The 16715-nt window shown below is 68.4% G+C and carries 15 protein-coding genes; 13 read left to right on the forward strand and 2 right to left on the reverse strand.

Annotated features, from left to right (window positions below):
• Positions 1-71: 71 nt before the first annotated feature.
• Entirely contained in the window at positions 72-1163 is a 1092-nt protein-coding gene (locus LGR54_RS22310; RefSeq protein ID WP_230364163.1) for a glycine betaine/L-proline ABC transporter ATP-binding protein, read from the forward strand.
• Positions 1160-3151 carry an ABC transporter permease subunit gene (locus LGR54_RS22315; protein WP_230364164.1) on the forward strand — a complete coding sequence of 664 codons (1992 nt, stop codon included), beginning with the start codon at positions 1160-1162 and terminating at the stop codon, positions 3149-3151. Before LGR54_RS22310 ends, LGR54_RS22315 begins: the two co-directional genes overlap by 4 nt.
• Before the next feature lie 216 nt (positions 3152-3367).
• Here LGR54_RS22315 and LGR54_RS22320 read toward each other — a convergent pair whose 3' ends face one another.
• Positions 3368-4282 (reverse strand): dihydrodipicolinate synthase family protein, encoded by a 915-nt coding sequence (locus LGR54_RS22320; RefSeq protein WP_230364165.1) that lies wholly within the window; start codon positions 4280-4282, stop codon positions 3368-3370.
• An 11-nt stretch (positions 4283-4293) separates the two neighbouring features.
• The gene (locus tag LGR54_RS22325) at positions 4294-5778 is read right to left on the reverse strand and encodes an aldehyde dehydrogenase (protein ID WP_230364166.1); all 1485 of its coding nucleotides are present in this window, start codon (positions 5776-5778) and stop codon (positions 4294-4296) included.
• Between the two features lie 215 nt (positions 5779-5993).
• On the opposite strand from LGR54_RS22325, the gene LGR54_RS22330 reads away from it, so the two are divergent.
• From LGR54_RS22330 to minE, 11 genes are all read left to right on the forward strand, one after another.
• On the forward strand, positions 5994-6614 hold the full coding sequence (locus tag LGR54_RS22330) for a cupin domain-containing protein (protein ID WP_230364167.1): 621 nt from the start codon (positions 5994-5996) through the stop codon (positions 6612-6614).
• A 144-nt stretch (positions 6615-6758) separates the two neighbouring features.
• Positions 6759-7616 (forward strand): ABC transporter permease, encoded by an 858-nt coding sequence (locus LGR54_RS22335; protein WP_230364168.1) that lies wholly within the window; start codon positions 6759-6761, stop codon positions 7614-7616.
• Positions 7613-8419: an ABC transporter permease gene (locus LGR54_RS22340; RefSeq protein WP_230364169.1), complete on the forward strand. Its 807-nt coding sequence runs from the start codon at positions 7613-7615 to the stop codon at positions 8417-8419. The genes LGR54_RS22335 and LGR54_RS22340 overlap by 4 nt, the downstream gene beginning before the upstream one ends.
• Complete coding sequence (locus LGR54_RS22345; RefSeq protein ID WP_230364170.1) at positions 8416-9513, forward strand: ABC transporter ATP-binding protein; 1098 nt, start codon at positions 8416-8418, stop codon at positions 9511-9513. Before LGR54_RS22340 ends, LGR54_RS22345 begins: the two co-directional genes overlap by 4 nt.
• A 37-nt stretch (positions 9514-9550) precedes the next feature.
• Positions 9551-10615, forward strand: coding sequence for a polyamine ABC transporter substrate-binding protein (locus LGR54_RS22350; RefSeq protein ID WP_230364171.1), 1065 nt, complete (start codon positions 9551-9553; stop codon positions 10613-10615).
• Positions 10616-10706: 91 nt separating this feature from the next.
• A complete protein-coding gene (locus LGR54_RS22355) occupies positions 10707-12182 on the forward strand; it encodes an FAD-binding oxidoreductase (protein ID WP_230364172.1) in 1476 nt (491 codons plus the stop codon).
• A gap of 23 nt (positions 12183-12205) precedes the next feature.
• Complete coding sequence (locus LGR54_RS22360; RefSeq protein ID WP_230364173.1) at positions 12206-13390, forward strand: alpha-hydroxy acid oxidase; 1185 nt, start codon at positions 12206-12208, stop codon at positions 13388-13390.
• Between the two features lies 1 nt (position 13391).
• The gene (locus LGR54_RS22365; protein ID WP_230364174.1) at positions 13392-14717 is read left to right on the forward strand and encodes an FAD-binding oxidoreductase; all 1326 of its coding nucleotides are present in this window, start codon (positions 13392-13394) and stop codon (positions 14715-14717) included.
• 90 nt (positions 14718-14807) lie between these two features.
• The gene (minC, locus tag LGR54_RS22370; protein ID WP_230364175.1) at positions 14808-15518 is read left to right on the forward strand and encodes a septum site-determining protein MinC; all 711 of its coding nucleotides are present in this window, start codon (positions 14808-14810) and stop codon (positions 15516-15518) included.
• Between the two features lie 9 nt (positions 15519-15527).
• Positions 15528-16340: a septum site-determining protein MinD gene (minD, locus tag LGR54_RS22375; RefSeq protein WP_214007396.1), complete on the forward strand. Its 813-nt coding sequence runs from the start codon at positions 15528-15530 to the stop codon at positions 16338-16340.
• The gene (gene minE / locus LGR54_RS22380) at positions 16337-16609 is read left to right on the forward strand and encodes a cell division topological specificity factor MinE (RefSeq protein ID WP_230364176.1); all 273 of its coding nucleotides are present in this window, start codon (positions 16337-16339) and stop codon (positions 16607-16609) included. The genes minD and minE overlap by 4 nt, the downstream gene beginning before the upstream one ends.
• Positions 16610-16715: the final 106 nt, after the last annotated feature.

Below are 16715 nucleotides of genomic sequence, written 5' to 3' on the forward strand. Positions count from 1 at the left end.
GTGACGGGCGCCGCGCGCTCCTCCCCGCGCGGCGCCACCGCCTCACCGTCCGTTCGATGAAGGGCCGTCCCATGGCACTGGTCTCGCCTGCGTCCGAAACCGCGTCCATCCCGGCGCCGCCCGCCAAGGTGCGCGCCGCCGCCGACGCGCCGCCCGCCCTCATCTGCCGCAACCTGTGGAAGATCTACGGCGCCAATGCCGACGCCTTCCTGCGCGCCAATCCGATCCCGACGCCGGCGGAAGTCCGCGCGGCCGGCCTGTTCGCGGCGGTACGCGACGCCACGCTGGAGATCCGCCAGGGCGAGATCTTCATCATCATGGGCCTGTCGGGTTCCGGCAAGTCGACGCTGGTGCGCTGCCTGTCCCGCCTGGTCGAGCCGACCGCCGGCTCGGTGTTCTACGAGCACCAGAACCTGCTGCGCATGACGCCGGCCGAGCTGATTCAGGTGCGCCGGCACAAGATGGGCATGGTGTTCCAGAACTTCGCCCTGCTGCCGCACCGCACCGTGCTCGGCAATGTCGCCTTCCCGCTCGAGGTGCAGGGCATGGGCAAGGCGGAGCGCGAGGCCCGCGCGCTGCAGATGATCGAGCTGGTCGGCCTCGCCGAACGGGCCGGCTATTATCCGCGCGAGCTCTCCGGCGGCCAGCAGCAGCGCGTCGGCATCGCCCGCTCGCTGGCGGTGGAGCCGGCGCTGTGGTTCCTCGACGAGCCGTTCTCGGCGCTCGATCCGCTGATCCGCCACGAGATGCAGAACGAGTTCCTGCGCCTGCAGCGCATGCTGTCCAAGACCATCGTGTTCATCACCCATGATTTCGACGAGGCCATCCGCCTCGGCGACCGCATCGCCATCATGAAGGACGGCGCCATCATCCAGGTCGGCACGGCGGAGGAGCTGGTGCTCAACCCGGCCTCCGACTACGTCTCCGCCTTCACCCGCCATGTGGCGCGCGGCAAGGTGCTGACCGCCGGCGGCGTCTGCGTGCCGGTGCGCCCGGGCGAGACGCTCGCCGCCGCCGTGCCGGCCACGGCGCTGGTCGCCGAGGTGGCCGAGGCCGTGCTCGCCTCCGAGGCGCCGGCGGCCGTGGTCGACGCCGATGGCATGATCATCGGCAAGCTGGAGCGCGCCACGGTGATCGCCAACCTCGTCGGAGGCGTCCAGTGAGCGAGGTGGCGCTGCCGCGCGACGAGACGCATCCCCGACGCTTCCCGGTCGGCTGGATCGTCGCTGGCGTGGTCGCCCTCGCCGTGCTCGTGCCCTATGCGGCGCCGGACAGCTTCGGCTGGGCGAAGACCTATCCGGCCCGCTGGATCGTGCCGATCAGCGACTGGCTGAAGGCGTTCCTGTTCTGGCTGTCGCGCGACCTGTCCTTCGGCCTGTTCACCTTCAAGGACATGACGCGGTTCGTCTCCGGCCTGTTCGGCTATGCGCTGGAGGTGCCGAAGGCGCTGTTCTCCTCCGGCATCACCTTCGGCGACGAAGAGGGGGCGTTCCATATTCCCCGCCTGTCCTGGGCCGGCCTCATCGCCGCGGTGACGATCTGGAGCTACCTGCTCGGCGGCGTGCGCCTCGCGGTGCTCGGCTTCCTCGGCTTCTTCTACATCCTCATCTTCGGCCAGTGGGACAGCGCCATGGTGACGCTGTCGCAGGTGATCCTGGCGGTGCTCACCGGGGTGGCCGGCGGCACCCTGCTCGGCATCCTCGCCTATCGGGTGCCGCGCCTCGAAGGCGCGGTGGTGGCGGCGCTCGACTTCATGCAGACCGTGCCGACCTTCGCCTATCTGGTGCCGCTGGTGTTCCTGGTCGGCGTCGGCCCGGTGTCGGGCATGCTGGCCACCATCCTCTACGCCATGCCGCCCATGGTGCGCGTCACCATGATGGCGCTGAAGCGGGTGCCGCCCGAGCTCGACGAACTCGCCCGCATGACCGGCTGCGAGCCCAAGCAGGCGCTGTGGAAGGTGCTGGTTCCCTCCGCCCGCGACGATCTCCTGGTCGGCGTCAACCAGGTGATCATGCTGACGCTGAACATGATCATCATCGCCGCGATGATCGGCGCCGGCGGCCTCGGCTTCGACGTGCTCAACGCGCTCCGGCAGGCCAACGGCCTCGGCAAGGGGCTGGAAGCCGGCCTCGCCGTGGTGGCGCTCGCCATCGTGCTCGACCGCATGAGCCGGGCGCTGGTGGAACTGCGCCCAGTGCACGGGGCGGCCGCCGCCCGGCGCCGCCAGCTGTTCTGGATCGGCCTAGCCGCGCTCCTCGGCTGCACGCTGCTGTCCTTCGCATTTCCGGCGCTGGAGAAGCTGCCGGCGGAGTACCGCGTCTCGACCGGCAATATGTGGTCCGACGTGGTCAGCTGGGTGAACGTCAACCTGTTCTCCACCGCCGACGCCATCCGCACCTTCCTGCTGATGAATCTCCTCGTGCCGGTGAAGACCTTCCTGATCGGCTTTCCCTGGGTCGGCCTACTGGCGGTGGTGGCCGGCGGCGCCTGGGCGCTCGGCGGCTGGGGCTTCGCCCTCGGCATGACCGCGCTCATCGCCTTCATCCCGGTGGCCGGGCTGTGGGAGCGGGGGATGACGACGATCTATCTCTGCTCGATCTCGGTGGTCATCGCCACGCTGGTCGGCCTGCCGCTCGGCCTTCTCGGCAGCCGCTCGGAGCGCATGCACAAATTCCTCGGCGCGATGTGCGACACGCTGCAGACGCTGCCGTCCTTCGTCTATCTCCTGCCGGTGGTGATGCTGTTCCGCATCGGCGACGTCTCGGCGCTGGTCGCCATCGTGCTCTACGCCATGGTGCCGGCGATCCGCTTCACCGATCACGGCCTGCGCCGGGTGCCGCCGAGCCTGCAGGAGGCCGGCACCATGGCCGGCTGCACCGGCACGCAGCGCCTCGCCAAGGTGGAGCTGCCCTATGCGCTGCCGGAGATCATGCTGGGGGTGAACCAGGTGATCATGATGGCACTGTCCATGCTGGTGGTGTCGTCCTTCGTCGGCACCAACGATCTCGGCAAGCAGATCCAGGTGGCGATCTCGCAGGCCGATCCCGGCAAGGGGCTGTCGGCCGGCCTCGCCATCGCCTTTCTCGGCATCCTCGCCGACCGCATGATCGGCCGCTGGGTCGCCACGCGCCGCGAGCGCATGGGGCTGTGAGGCAAGACGTCGAGGACAAGGCATCGAGGGATCGCGACGGGGCCGGCGGCTCGGCGCCCGCCCCGCCGTCCGGCGGCCGAGCGGGCCGCCGCCGGCGTCGACCTGGAGCCTTTTCCGATCAGGTGGAAATACCTGATCGATCGGAAAGTGCTCTGGATCCAATGGGCTGGAACACGTTCCCGTCGCGAAAGCCTTTCAGCTTTCGCGGAACATACTCTAGCCGGCGGCCTGCATCTTCAGCGTGCCGTCGGCGAGCAGCGCCTGCACCGCCGCCGCCAGCCGGGCCTCCCCGGCCTCGGACAGCGCGGCCACCGGCGGCAGCGAGCGGCCGATCGGCAGGCCGATCAGCGCGAAGGCCCGCCGCACCGCCTCGGGGAACTGCTCGGCGAACAGGGCGTCCATCAGCGGATGCAGCCGCGCCTGCAGCGCCAGCGCCTCCTTCACCCGGCCCTGCTCCGCCTCTTTCTGCACATGGTCCCAATAGCCCGGCAGCAGCGCCGCCGAGGTCAGCACCCCGCCCTTGGCGCCGAGCATCACCTGCTCGACGAACAGCGTGTCCTGCCCGGACAACAGGCAGAAGCGGTCGCTGACCAGCGGAGCGAGCTGGGCGAAATGGTAGAGGTCGGTGCTCGACGCCTTCATGCCGACGATCAGCCCTTCCCGCTCCAGCTGGGCGATGGTGGCCGGGGTGGTCACCATATTGGTGCGGTAGGGGTTGTCGTAGAACACGATCGGCAGCTTCAGCTCCGGCGCCAGCGCCCGGAAATAGCGCAGCGTGCCCTCCTGGTCGGGCCGGGCGTAATAGGGCGGGATCACCATCAACCCGTCGGCGCCGGCCTCGCGATAGGCGCGCCCGCTCTCCAGCGCGCCGCCGAGGCCGGGGTCGAGCACGCCGGCGACCACCGGCACGCGTCGTGCGGCAACCGATACCGTGATTTCGACGATGCGCCTGCGCACCGCGAGGCTGAAGGAGTTCGCCTCGCCGGTGCCGCCGACCGGCACCAGCCCGGAGGCGCCGTTGACGATCTGGTAGTCGACGACGCGGGCGAGATTGGCCTCGTCCAGCGTGCCGTCATCCTTCAGCGGCGTCGGAAAGGCGGGGATCAGCCCGCGAAACATCAGCTCTGTCATTGCCGCCTCCTTTAGCCGAGATGGATCCAGGTCGCCTTCAGCTCGGTATATTTCTCGAGCGCGTGCAGCGACTTGTCGCGCCCGAAGCCGGACTGCTTGAAGCCGCCGAAGGGCGAGGAAATGTCGCCGTGGTCGAAGCAGTTCACCCACACCACGCCGGCGCGCAGCGCCGAGGAGACCTTGAACGCCTTGTTGATGTCGCGGGTCCACACCGCCGCGGCGAGACCATAGGTGGTGTCGTTGCCGATCTTGATGGCGTCGTCGATGTCCTTCGCCGCGAGGGTGGCCAGCACCGGCCCGAAGATCTCCTCGCGGGCGATGGTCATGTCGCTGGTGACGTCGTCGAACAGCGTGGTCTCGATGAAACAGCCATCGGCGGCGATGCGCTTGCCGCCGAGCCGAAGCTTGGCGCCTTCCGCCACGCCCTTCTCGATATAGCCCATCACCCGCTCGGTCTGGCCGGCATCGACCATGGCGCCCATCTCGGTCGCCGGGTCGAGCGGATCGCCGACCTTGATGGCGCCGCCGACCTCGATCACCTTCTCGACGACGCGGTCCTTCACGCTCTCCTCGACGACGAGGCGCGAGCCGGCGTTACACACCTCGCCCTGATTGTAGAAGATGCCCCAGGCCGCCGAGGTGGCGGCGGCGTCGAGATCAGGTGCGTCGGCGAGGATGATGTTCGGGCTCTTGCCGCCGCATTCCAGGCCGACCCGCTTCATGTTGGAGCGCCCGGAATATTGCAGGAAGTACTTGCCGACCTCGGTCGAGCCGGTGAAGGCGACGGCGTCGATGTCCATGTGCAGGCCGAGCGCCTGGCCGGCGGTCTCGCCGAGACCCGGCAGCACGTTGAACACCCCGTCCGGGATGCCGGCCTCGCTCGCCAGCGCCCCGAGCCGGATCGCGGTGAGCGAGGACTGCTCGGCCGGCTTGAGGATCACCGAATTGCCGGCGGCGAGGATCGGCCCCAGCTTCCAGGCCGCCATCAGCAGCGGGAAGTTCCACGGCACCACCGCGGCGACCACGCCGAGCGGCTCGCGGCGGATCAGCGACACCGCGCTGGGCGCCGTCGGGGCGATCTCGTCATACACCTTGTCGATGGCCTCGGCGTACCAGTCGATGCACTGCGCCGACAGCGGCAGGTCGACGGCGAGGCTGTCGCGGATCGGCTTGCCCATGTCGAGCGTCTCGAGCAGCGCCAGCTCCTCGGTATGGCCGGCGATCAGCGCGGCGAAGGCCTTGAGCCGCTTCTTGCGCTCGCGCGGCGCCATGCGCGACCAGCTGCCGGCCTCGAACGCCACCCGCGCTACCTTCACCGCCTGGTCGACATCCTCCGCGTCGCAGGCGGCGAGCTGCGTCAGCACCTTGCCGGTGGCCGGATTGACGCAGTCGAGCCGCTTGCCGGACAGCGCCGGGACATAGCGCCCGCCGATGAAGGCCTGGCCGTTGAGGGAAAGCGACGCGGCACGCGCGTGCCAATCGATCGGAGCGGACATGAAGCGGGATCCTGCGGAAGCGGCGGCCGGCGCTGCGTGCCGGCCTCTGAATGACGCCGCCCATGATAGGGAGCGTTTTCATCGGCCTCTACATCTTTTTTGGTTTTCTGAAAAATGAATTGGCTTCTTCGCCAGATGCAGCTATCGCTATAAACTGTGAAAACCTGCCTCCTGGGCGGGACCACCGGTCGGATGAAAACGGAATTTTCCCCTCCATGTCGCCCATGAAGATCGTTGACGACGCCGCACGCCTGCCGGCCGGCATGAGCAATCCCGACGACGAAACCCAGAAGCTCGGCCAGCGGATTCGCGATCTCCGGCTCAAGGCGGGGATGACCCTGTCCGATCTCGCCAAGGGCACCGGCGTGTCGATCGGCACGCTGTCGCAGTTGGAGCGCGGCCTGGTCTCGCCCACGGTGCGCACCGTCTACACCGTCGCCAACGCGCTCGGCGTCATGCCCGCCTGGCTGATCGACCCCTCGCAGAGCCCAGTCCAGACCGCCGAAACCCGTTATATCGTAAGGGCCGGCCAGCGTTCCCGCCTGCTCGACATCGACGGCATCCGCAAGGACATCGCCTCGCCGTCCTCGAGCGAGCGGCTGCGCGGCTTCTTCATGGTCATCCAGCCCGGCTGCAATTCGGGCTCGCAGCCCTATTCGCACAAGGGCGAGGAGATCGGCTTCCTGCTGTCCGGCTCGCTCGAGCTGCAGATCGACGGCGAGACCTTCAGCCTCAATGAGGGCGACTGCTTCGCCTTCTCCAGCGACAAGCCGCACCATTTCGCGAATCTCGGCGCCCGCCCGGCCTCGGTGTTCTGGGTGAACGCCGATATCTGACGCGTGTTTAGCGCGTTTAGTTTTCAGAATTCTGAATTTTAACATTGCGGTTCTGAAAACCGACTGTCATAGTCCCGGCATGCCCTCAGGGGCGACGGCGAGCGGCCCGCAGCGGCCGCCCGGCAACCGAAGGACGTGCCACCCTTGGCCCAATCATCCTCCGCATCGGACCTCAGCCCCTGGACGGCCCTCCTGCTGCTGGCGCCGCTGACGGCCGTGATGCTGCTCATCCTGATCTACCCGTTGGGCCTGACGGTCTGGACCAGCCTCTATAATGGGCGGTTCTCCTTCGACGCCTATGTCGAGCTCGCCTCCTCCACGCTGTTCCTGCGGGTGCTGCGCAACACCTTCGAGATCGCCATCGGCGGCACGCTGGTCAGCCTGCTCTTCGGCTATCCGGTGGCGCTGCACCTCGCCGCCCAGCCGCCGCGCAAGCGCACCGCCTATCTCATCATGGTGATGCTGCCGTTCTGGACCAGCATCCTGGTGAAGAGCTTCGCGCTGGTGGCGGTATTCGGCAATCAGGGGCTGATCAACCAGTTCCTCGGCTTCGTCAGCGGCGGCACGCTCAACGTGCCGATGATGTTCAACCGCGTCGGCGTCATCCTCGGCATGATCAACTTCCTGCTACCCTTCATGATCCTGTCCATCCTCGGCAGCCTGCTGGCGCTCGACCGCCGGCTGATCCTCGCCGCCGAGACCATGGGCGCGGGCCCGCTGCGCATCTTCTGGAAGATCACCCTGCCGCTCAGCCTGCCCGGCGTGCTCGCCGGCGTGCTGATCAACGTCACGCTGTCGATCGGCATGTACATCACCCCCGCTTTGCTCGGCGGGCGGCAGGACATGATGGTCGCCAACCTCGTCGACTTCTACACCCGCCAGACGCTCGACTGGACCGCCGCCTCGGCCACCGCCGTGGCGCTGCTCATCCTGTCCGGCCTGCTGGTCGCCCTGCTCGGCAAGGTGCGCGGCTCCGCCGGCCTCGCGGGAGCCGGCGCATGAACGAGCTGTTCGGATCCAGCCGCGTCGCCCGCGGCCTCGTCTCCTCCATGGCGTGGCTTTGCTACATCTTCCTGGTGGTACCGAGCCTGATCGTCATCCCGATCTCCTTCGGCAATCCCGGGCAGATCGAGTTCCCGCCCCGGCAGTTCTCGCTGGAGCTCTACCGCCAGTTCTTCACCGATGCCGCCTGGTGGGGCTCGACGGTGCAGAGCCTGATCGTCGCCTGCCTGACCACGCTCGCCACCCTCGTGCTCGCCGTGCCCGCCGCCTATGCGCTGGCGCGCTCGCGCCTGCCGGGTCGCGGCGGCCTCCAGGGCCTGTTCATGATGCCGATGCTGGTGCCGGTCATCGTGCTTGGCCTCGGCCTCTATCTCCAGTACTCGAACTGGGGCCTGCTCGACACCACCGCCGGGCTGGTGCTCGCCCATGTCATGCTGACGACGCCCTACATCATGGTGTCGGTGATGTCGGGCCTGCAGCATTCCGATGTGGCGCTGGAGACGGTGGCCTCGATCATGGGCGCCTCGCGGCTGCGCATCTTCTTCCGCGTGGTGCTGCCGCAGCTCAAGATCTCGATCGCGGTGGGCGCGCTGTTCGCCTTCCTGATGTCGCTCGACGAGGTGGTGGTCGCCTATTTCCTCACCGGCACCGACACCATGACGCTGCCGGTCAAGATGTACTCCTCCATCCGCTGGGAGCTGACGCCGGTGCTGGCGGCGGTCTCCACGCTGCTCACCGTGCTCTCGCTCATGATCGCCCTCGGGATCATCGCGATGCAGGGCAAGACCGAGGCCTCCAAATGACCGCCAGTTCCACCCCCGCGATGGTCGAGCTCCAGGGCGTCGCCAAGCGCTATGGCGAGGTCAACGCCCTGCACCGCGTCGACCTCTCCATCGCCAAGGGCGAGTTCGTCACCCTGCTCGGCCCCTCCGGCTCCGGCAAGACGACGCTGCTCAACCTGATCGCCGGCATGATCACGCCGAGTTCCGGGCGCATCGTCATCGACGGCCGTGACGCTACCACCCTGCCGACCAACAGGCGCGGCCTCGGCATGGTGTTCCAGAACTACGCCCTCATGCCGCACATGACGGTGTTCGAGAACATCGCCTTCCCACTGGAGGTCCGCCGCCTGTCCAAGGCGGAGATCAAGCGCAAGGTCGGCGAGGCGCTGGAGCTGATCCAGCTCGGCCATGTGGCGAACCGCAAGCCGCGCGAATTGTCCGGCGGCCAGCAGCAGCGCATCTCGCTGGCGCGCTGCATCGTCTACAACCCGGCGCTGATCCTCATGGACGAGCCGCTCGGCGCGCTCGACAAGAAACTGCGCGAGCAGATGCAGCTGGAGATCAAGCGGCTGCACGCCGAGCTCGGCATCACCATGCTCTACGTCACCCATGATCAGGACGAGGCGCTGACCATGTCCGACCGCATCGTCTTGATGAATGGCGGGCGCATCGAGCAGCAGGGCACGCCGGACACGCTGTATTTCCGCCCGGAGACGGTGTTCAGCGCCGAGTTCATCGGCTCGTCCAACCTCATTCCCGGCACGGTGGAGATCGGCGCGGACGGCGCCTATGCGCTGAACACCGCGCTCGGCCGCTTCGCCGCCCCCGCGCCCGAGCGGGCGATCAAGGCCGGCGAACGCGCCGTGCTGCTGGTGCGACCGGAGAACATGGCGCTGGCCGACGCCGCGACGCCGGCCAGCGTCGCTGGTCATATCGAGGATTCCATCCTGCTCGGCGGCGTGGTGCGCCATTTCGTGCGCTGTGCCGACGGCTCCAGCCTGATCATCCAGGAGCTCAACCAGCCCGGACGTTCCGGCGCGCATCGGGGCGAGGCGGTCCGCGCCGCCTGGCAGCCGCAGCACGGCCGCCTTCTGCCGCCGGCCCCGGCCGGCTGATCGACGAACGAACACCAGAACAAGAGGGGACGTGCCTATGACCAAGATCCTGTTCACCACGTCGCGGCGCGGCGTCCTGCGCGGCGGTGCCGGCCTTCTCGGGCTGATGGCCGCCCCGGCGGTGTTCACCGGCCGGGCCGCGGCCGCCGACACCACCCTGACCGTCACCTCCTGGGGCGGCGACTACAACAAGTCGGTGCGCGAGGTGTTCGCCGACCCCTTCACCGCCGAGACCGGCATCAAGGTGACGCTGGTCGACAATGGCGACATGGCCAAGGTGAAGGCGCAGGTGCAGGGCAATAACGTCCAGTGGGACGTGATCGACGCCCCCGCCGCCTTCGCCACCTCCGGAGCCCGCGACAAGCTCTGGGAAGAGCTGGACATGTCGATCATCAAGCCGGGCGAGCTGATCGCCAAGCCGGCGGCCGACTACATGCCGATGTATCTCTATTCCGGCGGCATCCTGTGGGACGACAAGCGTACCCCGGACGGCAAGCACCCGGTCGATTTCGCCGGCTTCTATGATTTCGCGAAATATCCCGGCCGCCGCGTCATGCGCTCGCTCGCCTCCGAGACGCTGGAGGTCGCGCTGGTGGCCGACGGCGTCGCGCCGAAGGACCTCTACCCGCTTGACATCGACCGCGCCTTCGCCGCGCTCGACCGCATGAAGCCGCACGTCTCCAAATGGGCGGCGACCACGCCGGACCAGGTGAACGCCGTGGTGCAGAACGAGGGCGACTTCTCCTACAGCTACTTCAACCGCGTGAAGTCGGCGCAGAAGGCCGGAGCCCCGCTCGCCTTCTCCTTCGAGCAGACCGTCAACTCGCTCGACTATTTCGCCGTCCCCAAGGGCACGAAGAACAAGGAAGCGGCGATGCGCTTCATCGACTTCTGCCTGCGGCCCGACCGGCAGGTCGCCTGGTCGGTGCGCGGCTACTACCTGCCCAACAGCGTCGCCGCGATGGACGAGGTCAAGAAGTCGCCTGCCGGCGATTTCCTGCCCGACCTCACCAACGGCAAGAACGTCATCGTCAACTCCCAGTGGTGGGGCGAGAACTACACGGCGGTGCAGAAGCGCTACGCCGAGTGGATGCTGATCTGATCGTCCACCTGATCGGCCCCCGTCCCGGCCGTCGGGACGGGGGTCGTTCTTCCCCGTGCCTTCCTCCCGCCGCCCATCCGGTACGAATGCCATGTCCGCCGAAGCCGACGCCGACGCCTGCCCCACCGACGCCCCTTCCAATGACGCCTTCCTCGCCGAGCTGAAGACGATCCTCGGTGAGCGCTATGTGCTCACCGATGCCGCCGACACCGCGCTGTTCCTCACCGACCATCGCGGCCGCTATCACGGCAAGGCGCTGGCGGTGGTGCGCCCCTCTTCGACCGACGAGGTGGCGAAGGTGGTGAAGGCTTGCGCTGCGGCCGGCGTCGCCATCGTGCCGCAGGGCGGCAATACCGGCCTGTGCGGCGGCGCCACGCCGCTGGAGCCGCGCCCGGCGGTGGTGGTGCGGCTCGACCGGATGAACCGCATCCGCGCCGTCTCGCCGGCGGAGGAGACCATCACCGTGGACGCCGGCTGCATCCTCGCCGACATCCAGGGCGCGGCGGCAAAGGAAGGACTCCTCTTCCCGCTCAGCCTCGGCGCCGAGGGCAGCTGCCAGATCGGCGGCAACATCTCCACCAATGCCGGCGGCATCGCCGTGCTGCGCTATGGCAATATGCGCCAATTGGTGCTCGGCCTCGAAGTGGTGCTCGCCGACGGCACCGTGCTCGACGGGCTGCGCCGGCTGCGCAAGGACAATGCCGGCTACGATCTCAAGCAGCTCTTCATCGGCGCGGAAGGCACGCTCGGCGTGGTCACGGCGGCGGCGTTGAAGCTGTTCCCGGCCATCCGCTCGCGCTCCATCGCCCTGATGCAGCTCGACAGCGTCGAGGATGCGCTCACCTTGTTCGCCCGCGCCCGCGCGGTGTTCGGCGAGCGCATCTCCAGCTTCGAGATCATCGGCTCGTCCTATATGGACTTCGTGCTGCGCTATGTGCCGGGCACGGTGATGCCCTTCGCGCAGAAGTCTCCCTGGTACCTGCTGATCGAGGCCGGGGATTCGCAGCTCGACGCCCCGCTCGCCACGGCGATGGAGGGCTTCCTCGCCGAGGCCTTCGAGGCCGGGCTGATCTCCGACGCCACCATCGCCGCCAGCCTCGCGCAGGAAGAGGCGATCTGGAAGCTGCGCCATGGCGTCACCGGCGAGTTCAAGCTGGCCGGCAAGACCATGTCGCACGACACTTCGGTGCCGGTCGCCGAGCAGCCGGCCTTCGTCCGGCGCGTCGAAGAAGGTGTGCTAAAGGCCTATCCCGACGCCAATGTGATGTCGGTCGGTCATATCGGCGACGGCAACATCCACGTCGTGGTGCTGTTCCCGCATGAGCGTTTCGCGACCTCGGAGGAATTCGAGATCGCTTCCGACGCCATCGACGTCATCATCGACGACGTGGCGATGGAGCTTGGCGGCTCGATCACCGCCGAGCACGGGGTCGGCACCACCTATCGCAAGCGCCTCGCCCGCACCAAGAACCCGGCCGAGCTGGCGGTGATGCGCCAGATCAAGGCGGTGCTGGATCCGCAGAACCGCATGAACCCCGGCAAGCTCTTCCTGCCCGGCGCCGCCTGACGCGACCGGGCGAGGATTTCGGCATGCTGTCCACCGCCCTCAATATCGAGGATGTCCGCAAGCAGGCGCGGCGGCGCCTGCCGCGCGGCATCTTCGACTATATCGACCGCGGCGCCGAGGACGAGGTCGGCCTCGCCCGGCTGCGCCGCGGCTTCGACGACCTCGTCTTCCATCCCCGTGTGCTGGTCGACGTCTCCCGCCGCGATCTCTCCACCCGACTGTTCGGCCGCGAGCGGCCCCTCCCGCTGGTGATCGCCCCGACGGCGGCGGCCGGCCTCGTCTGGCACCAGGGCGAGATCGAACTCGCCCGCGCCGCGGCCAAAGCCGGCATTCCCTTCACCATCGCCACCGGCTCGATGACCGAGATGGAGCGCATCGCCACCGAAGCGCGCGGCGAATTGTGGTTCCAGCTCTATATGTGGCAGGCGCGGGAGCTCTCCCACGCACTGATCGACCGGGCCTGGGCCAACGGGATCGAGACGCTGGTGCTGACCGTCGACACCGTCGCCAACCCGATCCGCGAATACAACACCCGCAACGGCTACGAGGTGCCGATCCGCGCCAGCCTCAAGGGCGGCCTGGACATGCTCGCCCATCCGCGCTGGGTGGTCGGCGTGCTCCTGCGCTACCTGCTCGACGAGGGCATCCCGACCTATCGGCACTATCCCGAGAGCTTCCGCTCCAGCATCACCCGCAAGGCGACCTGGGAGCAGGTGCGCCTCACCGACGCCCTGGGCTGGGACGACCTGAAGGAACTGCGCCGCCGCTGGCCCGGCCGGCTGATCCTCAAGGGCGTGCTGCGCGCCGACGACGCCGCGTGCGCGGTGGAGGCCGGCGTCGACGGGATCGTCGTCTCCAGCCATGGCGCGCGCAATCTCGACGCCGCCGTGCCGCCGGTGCGCGCCCTGCCGGCCATCGTGGAAGCGGTGCGCGGACGCGCCGCCGTGCTGGCCGACAGCGGCGTGAAGCGTGGCGCCGACGTGCTGAAGCTGATGGCGCTCGGCGCCGACGCGGTCCTCATCGGCCGCGCCCCGCTCTATGGCACCGCCGTTGCTGGAGAGGCCGGCGCCAGCCACGTGCTGCACCTGCTACGGCAGGAGATGGAAGCCGTGATGGGCTTTCTCGGCTGCACCCGCCTCGACGAACTCGATACCTCCTTCATCTCGACCGAGGGCGACCGACAGGAGCGCCCCTTCGCGGGAAACTGACATGAGCACCATGGCGTCGCCGAAGCCCTCGTCTCCTAAGCCTTTGCCTCCGAAGCCCCTGCCGCCCAACGTCTACCGGCTCGACGCGCCGCCGGCACCGCAGACCCCGCCGCTCGACGGCTCGCGTCGCGCCTCGGTGGCGATCATCGGCGGCGGCCTCGTCGGGCTGACCACCGCCCTGCACCTCGCCGAGGCCGGGACCGACGTCGTGGTGCTGGAAGCCAACGAGCCGGGCTGGGGCGCCTCCGGCAATAATGGCGGCCAGCTCAATCCCGGCCTCAAATTCGATCCCGACGAGATCGAGAAGACTTGGGGCCCCGAGCTCGGCCGGCGCATGGTGAGCTTCGCCTGGGACACGCCGACCCGCGCCTTCGAGCTGATCGAGCGGCTCGGCATCGCCTGTGATGTCCATCATGGCGGCACGCTGCGCGCTGCCCGCAGCGCTAGGGCGCGCGAGGCGGTGGCGGCGACCGCCCGCCAGTGCTTGGCGCGCGGCATGCCGGTCTCGTGGCTCGACCGGACGGCGGCGGCGGCGGCGACGGGCACGCCGGCCTATCACGGCGCGATGCTCGACACGCGCGGCGGCAACCTCAATCCCCTCGCCTATTCGCGCGGCCTCGCCCGGGCGGCGCTGGCGGCCGGCGCCCGCATCCATGGCGGCACCCGGGCCACCTCGCTGCGCCGCACCGCCGCCGGCTGGTCGATCAGCACGCCCGCCGGCACCGTCGAGGCCGAGAAGATCCTGATCGCCACCAACGGCTTCACCGACGATCTGTGGCAGGGCCTGCGCCGCACCATCGTGCCGGTGTTCAGCGCCATCGCCGCCACCGAGCCGCTGAGCGCGGCGCAGCGCGCCGGCATCACGCCGGACCGGCCCTCGGTCTATGAGAGCGGGCGCATCACCGTCTATTACCGCATCGATGCGCAGGGACGCCTGCTGATGGGCGGACGCGGGCCGATGCACCCGATCGCCACGCCGGACGCCATCGCCTACCTCACCGACTACGCGCAACGGCTCTGGCCGCAGCTGAAGGGCGTGCGCTGGACCCATGGCTGGAACAGCCAGCTGGCCATGACCAAGGACCACTGGCCGCATGTGCACGAGCCCTCGCCGGATGCGCTGATCTATCTCGGCTGCAACGGCCGCGGCGTCGCGCTCGGCACCGCCCTCGCCCGCCAATTGGCGGATCGGCTGCTGCACGGCACGGCCGCGCAGCTCGACCTGCCGGTCGTGGCGCAAAAGCCGATCGCCTTCCACGGCTTCTGGCCGCTGGGCGTGCGTACCCTGGTGTTGCATGGCCGGATCATGGACCGGCTCGGCCTGTAATCCCCTGTCCTGCAAGCGGTTCCCGGCGCTCCTTAACCAGCCATTAACCAAAATTAACGGAATCTCTCCTGACTAGAGGAGATTCGCACCGTGAACGCTGTCAGCCGCTCCGGCCCGTCCATCCGCTTTCGCGGCCGCTCGTTCATGGCGATGACGCTGGTGGCCGATGTACCGCTTCAGCCGTGGCTGACCGATTTCGACATCTGGCTGGAGCGCTCGCCGGGCTTCTTCACCGGGCGGACAGTGGTGCTCGACATGGCCGGCACCGCCACCAGCAAGGCCGAGGTCGAGCGCTGGATCGGCGAGCTCGCCACGCGCGGCGTGCGCCTCGTCGGGCTCGAGGGCGTGAAGCCCAGCATGATCGACGCCTCGATGCCGCCGGTGCTGCGCGGCGGGCGCGACGCCACCCTCGTCCTCCCCGAAGAGCCGGTCGCGGTGGCCGAGACGCCGCGCAAGTCGGTCGAGCCGACCGACCCGGTGAACATGCTGGTCGAGCAGCGGGTGCGTTCGGGCCAATCCATCGTCTGCCTCGAGGGCGACGTGACCGTGGTCGGCTCGGTGGGCGCCGGCGCCGAAATCATCGCCGGCGGGTCGATCCACGTCTACGGCACCCTGGCCGGGCGGGCGATCGCCGGAGCGACCTACGGTTCGAGGGCACAGATCTTCTGCACGAAGATGGAAGCCGAGCTGATTGCCGTCGACGGAACCTACCGGACGGCGGAAGACATCGACGGTGCCCTGCGGGGGCGGGCCGTGCGTGTGTGGACAGAGAACGACACATTGCGGCTTGCCGCACTTTAGGAGCGAGGCATGGCAAAGGTCATTACAGTTACGTCTGGAAAGGGCGGCGTCGGCAAGACGACGACGACCGCCGCGATCGGTGCCGCGCTGGCGCGCACCGGCGACAAGGTCGTCGTCGTCGATTTCGACGTCGGCCTGCGCAATCTCGACCTCATCATGGGAGCCGAGCGGCGTGTGGTCTATGATTTCGTCAACGTCATCCAGGGCGATGCCCGGCTGCCGCAGGCGCTGATCAAGGACAAGCGCCTCGACTCGCTGTTCCTGCTGCCGGCCTCGCAGACCCGCGACAAGGACGCGCTGACGGAAGAAGGCGTCGACAAGGTCATCGACGACCTCCGCCGCCATTTCGACTGGGTGGTTTGCGACAGCCCGGCCGGCATCGAGCGCGGCGCCACGCTGGCCATGCGCCACGCCGACATCGCGATCGTCGTCACCAATCCCGAAGTGTCCTCGGTCCGCGATAGCGACCGTATCGTCGGCATCCTCGATTCCAAGACGCTGAAGGCGGAGCGCGGTGAAACCGTCGACAAGCGCCTGCTGCTGACGCGTTACGACGCGGTGCGCGCCGCGCGCGGCGACATGCTGAAGATCGAGGACGTGCTCGATATCCTCTCGCTGCCGCTGCTCGGCATCGTGCCCGAAAGCCCGGACGTGCTGAAGGCCTCGAACTTCGGTGTGCCGGTCTCGATCCACGACCCGGACAGCGTGCCGGCCCGCGCCTATAACGACGCGGCTCGGCGCCTCAAGGGCGAGGAACTGGCGGTGGAAGTGCCGAAGCAGCGCCTCGGCCTGTTCGGCAAGTTCCTGCGGAGGGCGGCATGACGCTGTGGAAGCGCTTCTTCACCAATGGCAGCGCGCCGCAGGCGCGCGAGCGGCTGCAGATCCTGCTCTCGCATGAGCGCCAGGTTCTCGGCGGCGACGACCTGCTGTCCAGCCTGCGCGAAGACATTCTGGCCGCCGTCGCCAAGCGCGTGCCCTGCGAACGCGACAGCGTGAAGGTACGCCTCGAGCGCGGCGCGCCGATGTCGATCCTCGAAATCGAAGTCGAGATCCGCGGCAATGTCGAGATCGGACTGACGCGAGCCGCCTGACGGCGCGGCCTTCCTTCCCGCGGTTCGTTCGCGGATGGTGTCCGCCAAGCAGGAATGACGGTTTCAAAGTGCCGGCGATCCCCGCGATCGCCGGCACTTTCGTCAT

It is taken from the genome of Ancylobacter sp. Lp-2 (assembly GCF_020523795.1).
In the GTDB taxonomy this organism is placed as follows: domain Bacteria; phylum Pseudomonadota; class Alphaproteobacteria; order Rhizobiales; family Xanthobacteraceae; genus Ancylobacter.

Bases quoted from the DNA above. Each gene is read 5' to 3' on its own strand.
- LGR54_RS22310 (WP_230364163.1), top strand. From the start codon at position 72: ATGGCACTGGTCTCGCCTGCGTCCGAAACCGCGTCCATCCCGGCGCCG.
- LGR54_RS22320 (WP_230364165.1), bottom strand. From the start codon at position 4,282: ATGACAGAGCTGATGTTTCGCGGGCTGATCCCCGCCTTTCCGACGCCG.
- LGR54_RS22325 (WP_230364166.1), bottom strand. From the start codon at position 5,778: ATGTCCGCTCCGATCGATTGGCACGCGCGTGCCGCGTCGCTTTCCCTC.
- LGR54_RS22330 (WP_230364167.1), top strand. From the start codon at position 5,994: ATGTCGCCCATGAAGATCGTTGACGACGCCGCACGCCTGCCGGCCGGC.
- LGR54_RS22340 (WP_230364169.1), top strand. From the start codon at position 7,613: ATGAACGAGCTGTTCGGATCCAGCCGCGTCGCCCGCGGCCTCGTCTCC.
- LGR54_RS22345 (WP_230364170.1), top strand. From the start codon at position 8,416: ATGACCGCCAGTTCCACCCCCGCGATGGTCGAGCTCCAGGGCGTCGCC.
- LGR54_RS22350 (WP_230364171.1), top strand. From the start codon at position 9,551: ATGACCAAGATCCTGTTCACCACGTCGCGGCGCGGCGTCCTGCGCGGC.
- LGR54_RS22355 (WP_230364172.1), top strand. From the start codon at position 10,707: ATGTCCGCCGAAGCCGACGCCGACGCCTGCCCCACCGACGCCCCTTCC.
- LGR54_RS22360 (WP_230364173.1), top strand. From the start codon at position 12,206: ATGCTGTCCACCGCCCTCAATATCGAGGATGTCCGCAAGCAGGCGCGG.
- LGR54_RS22365 (WP_230364174.1), top strand. From the start codon at position 13,392: ATGAGCACCATGGCGTCGCCGAAGCCCTCGTCTCCTAAGCCTTTGCCT.
- minD (WP_214007396.1), top strand. From the start codon at position 15,528: ATGGCAAAGGTCATTACAGTTACGTCTGGAAAGGGCGGCGTCGGCAAG.
- minE (WP_230364176.1), top strand. From the start codon at position 16,337: ATGACGCTGTGGAAGCGCTTCTTCACCAATGGCAGCGCGCCGCAGGCG.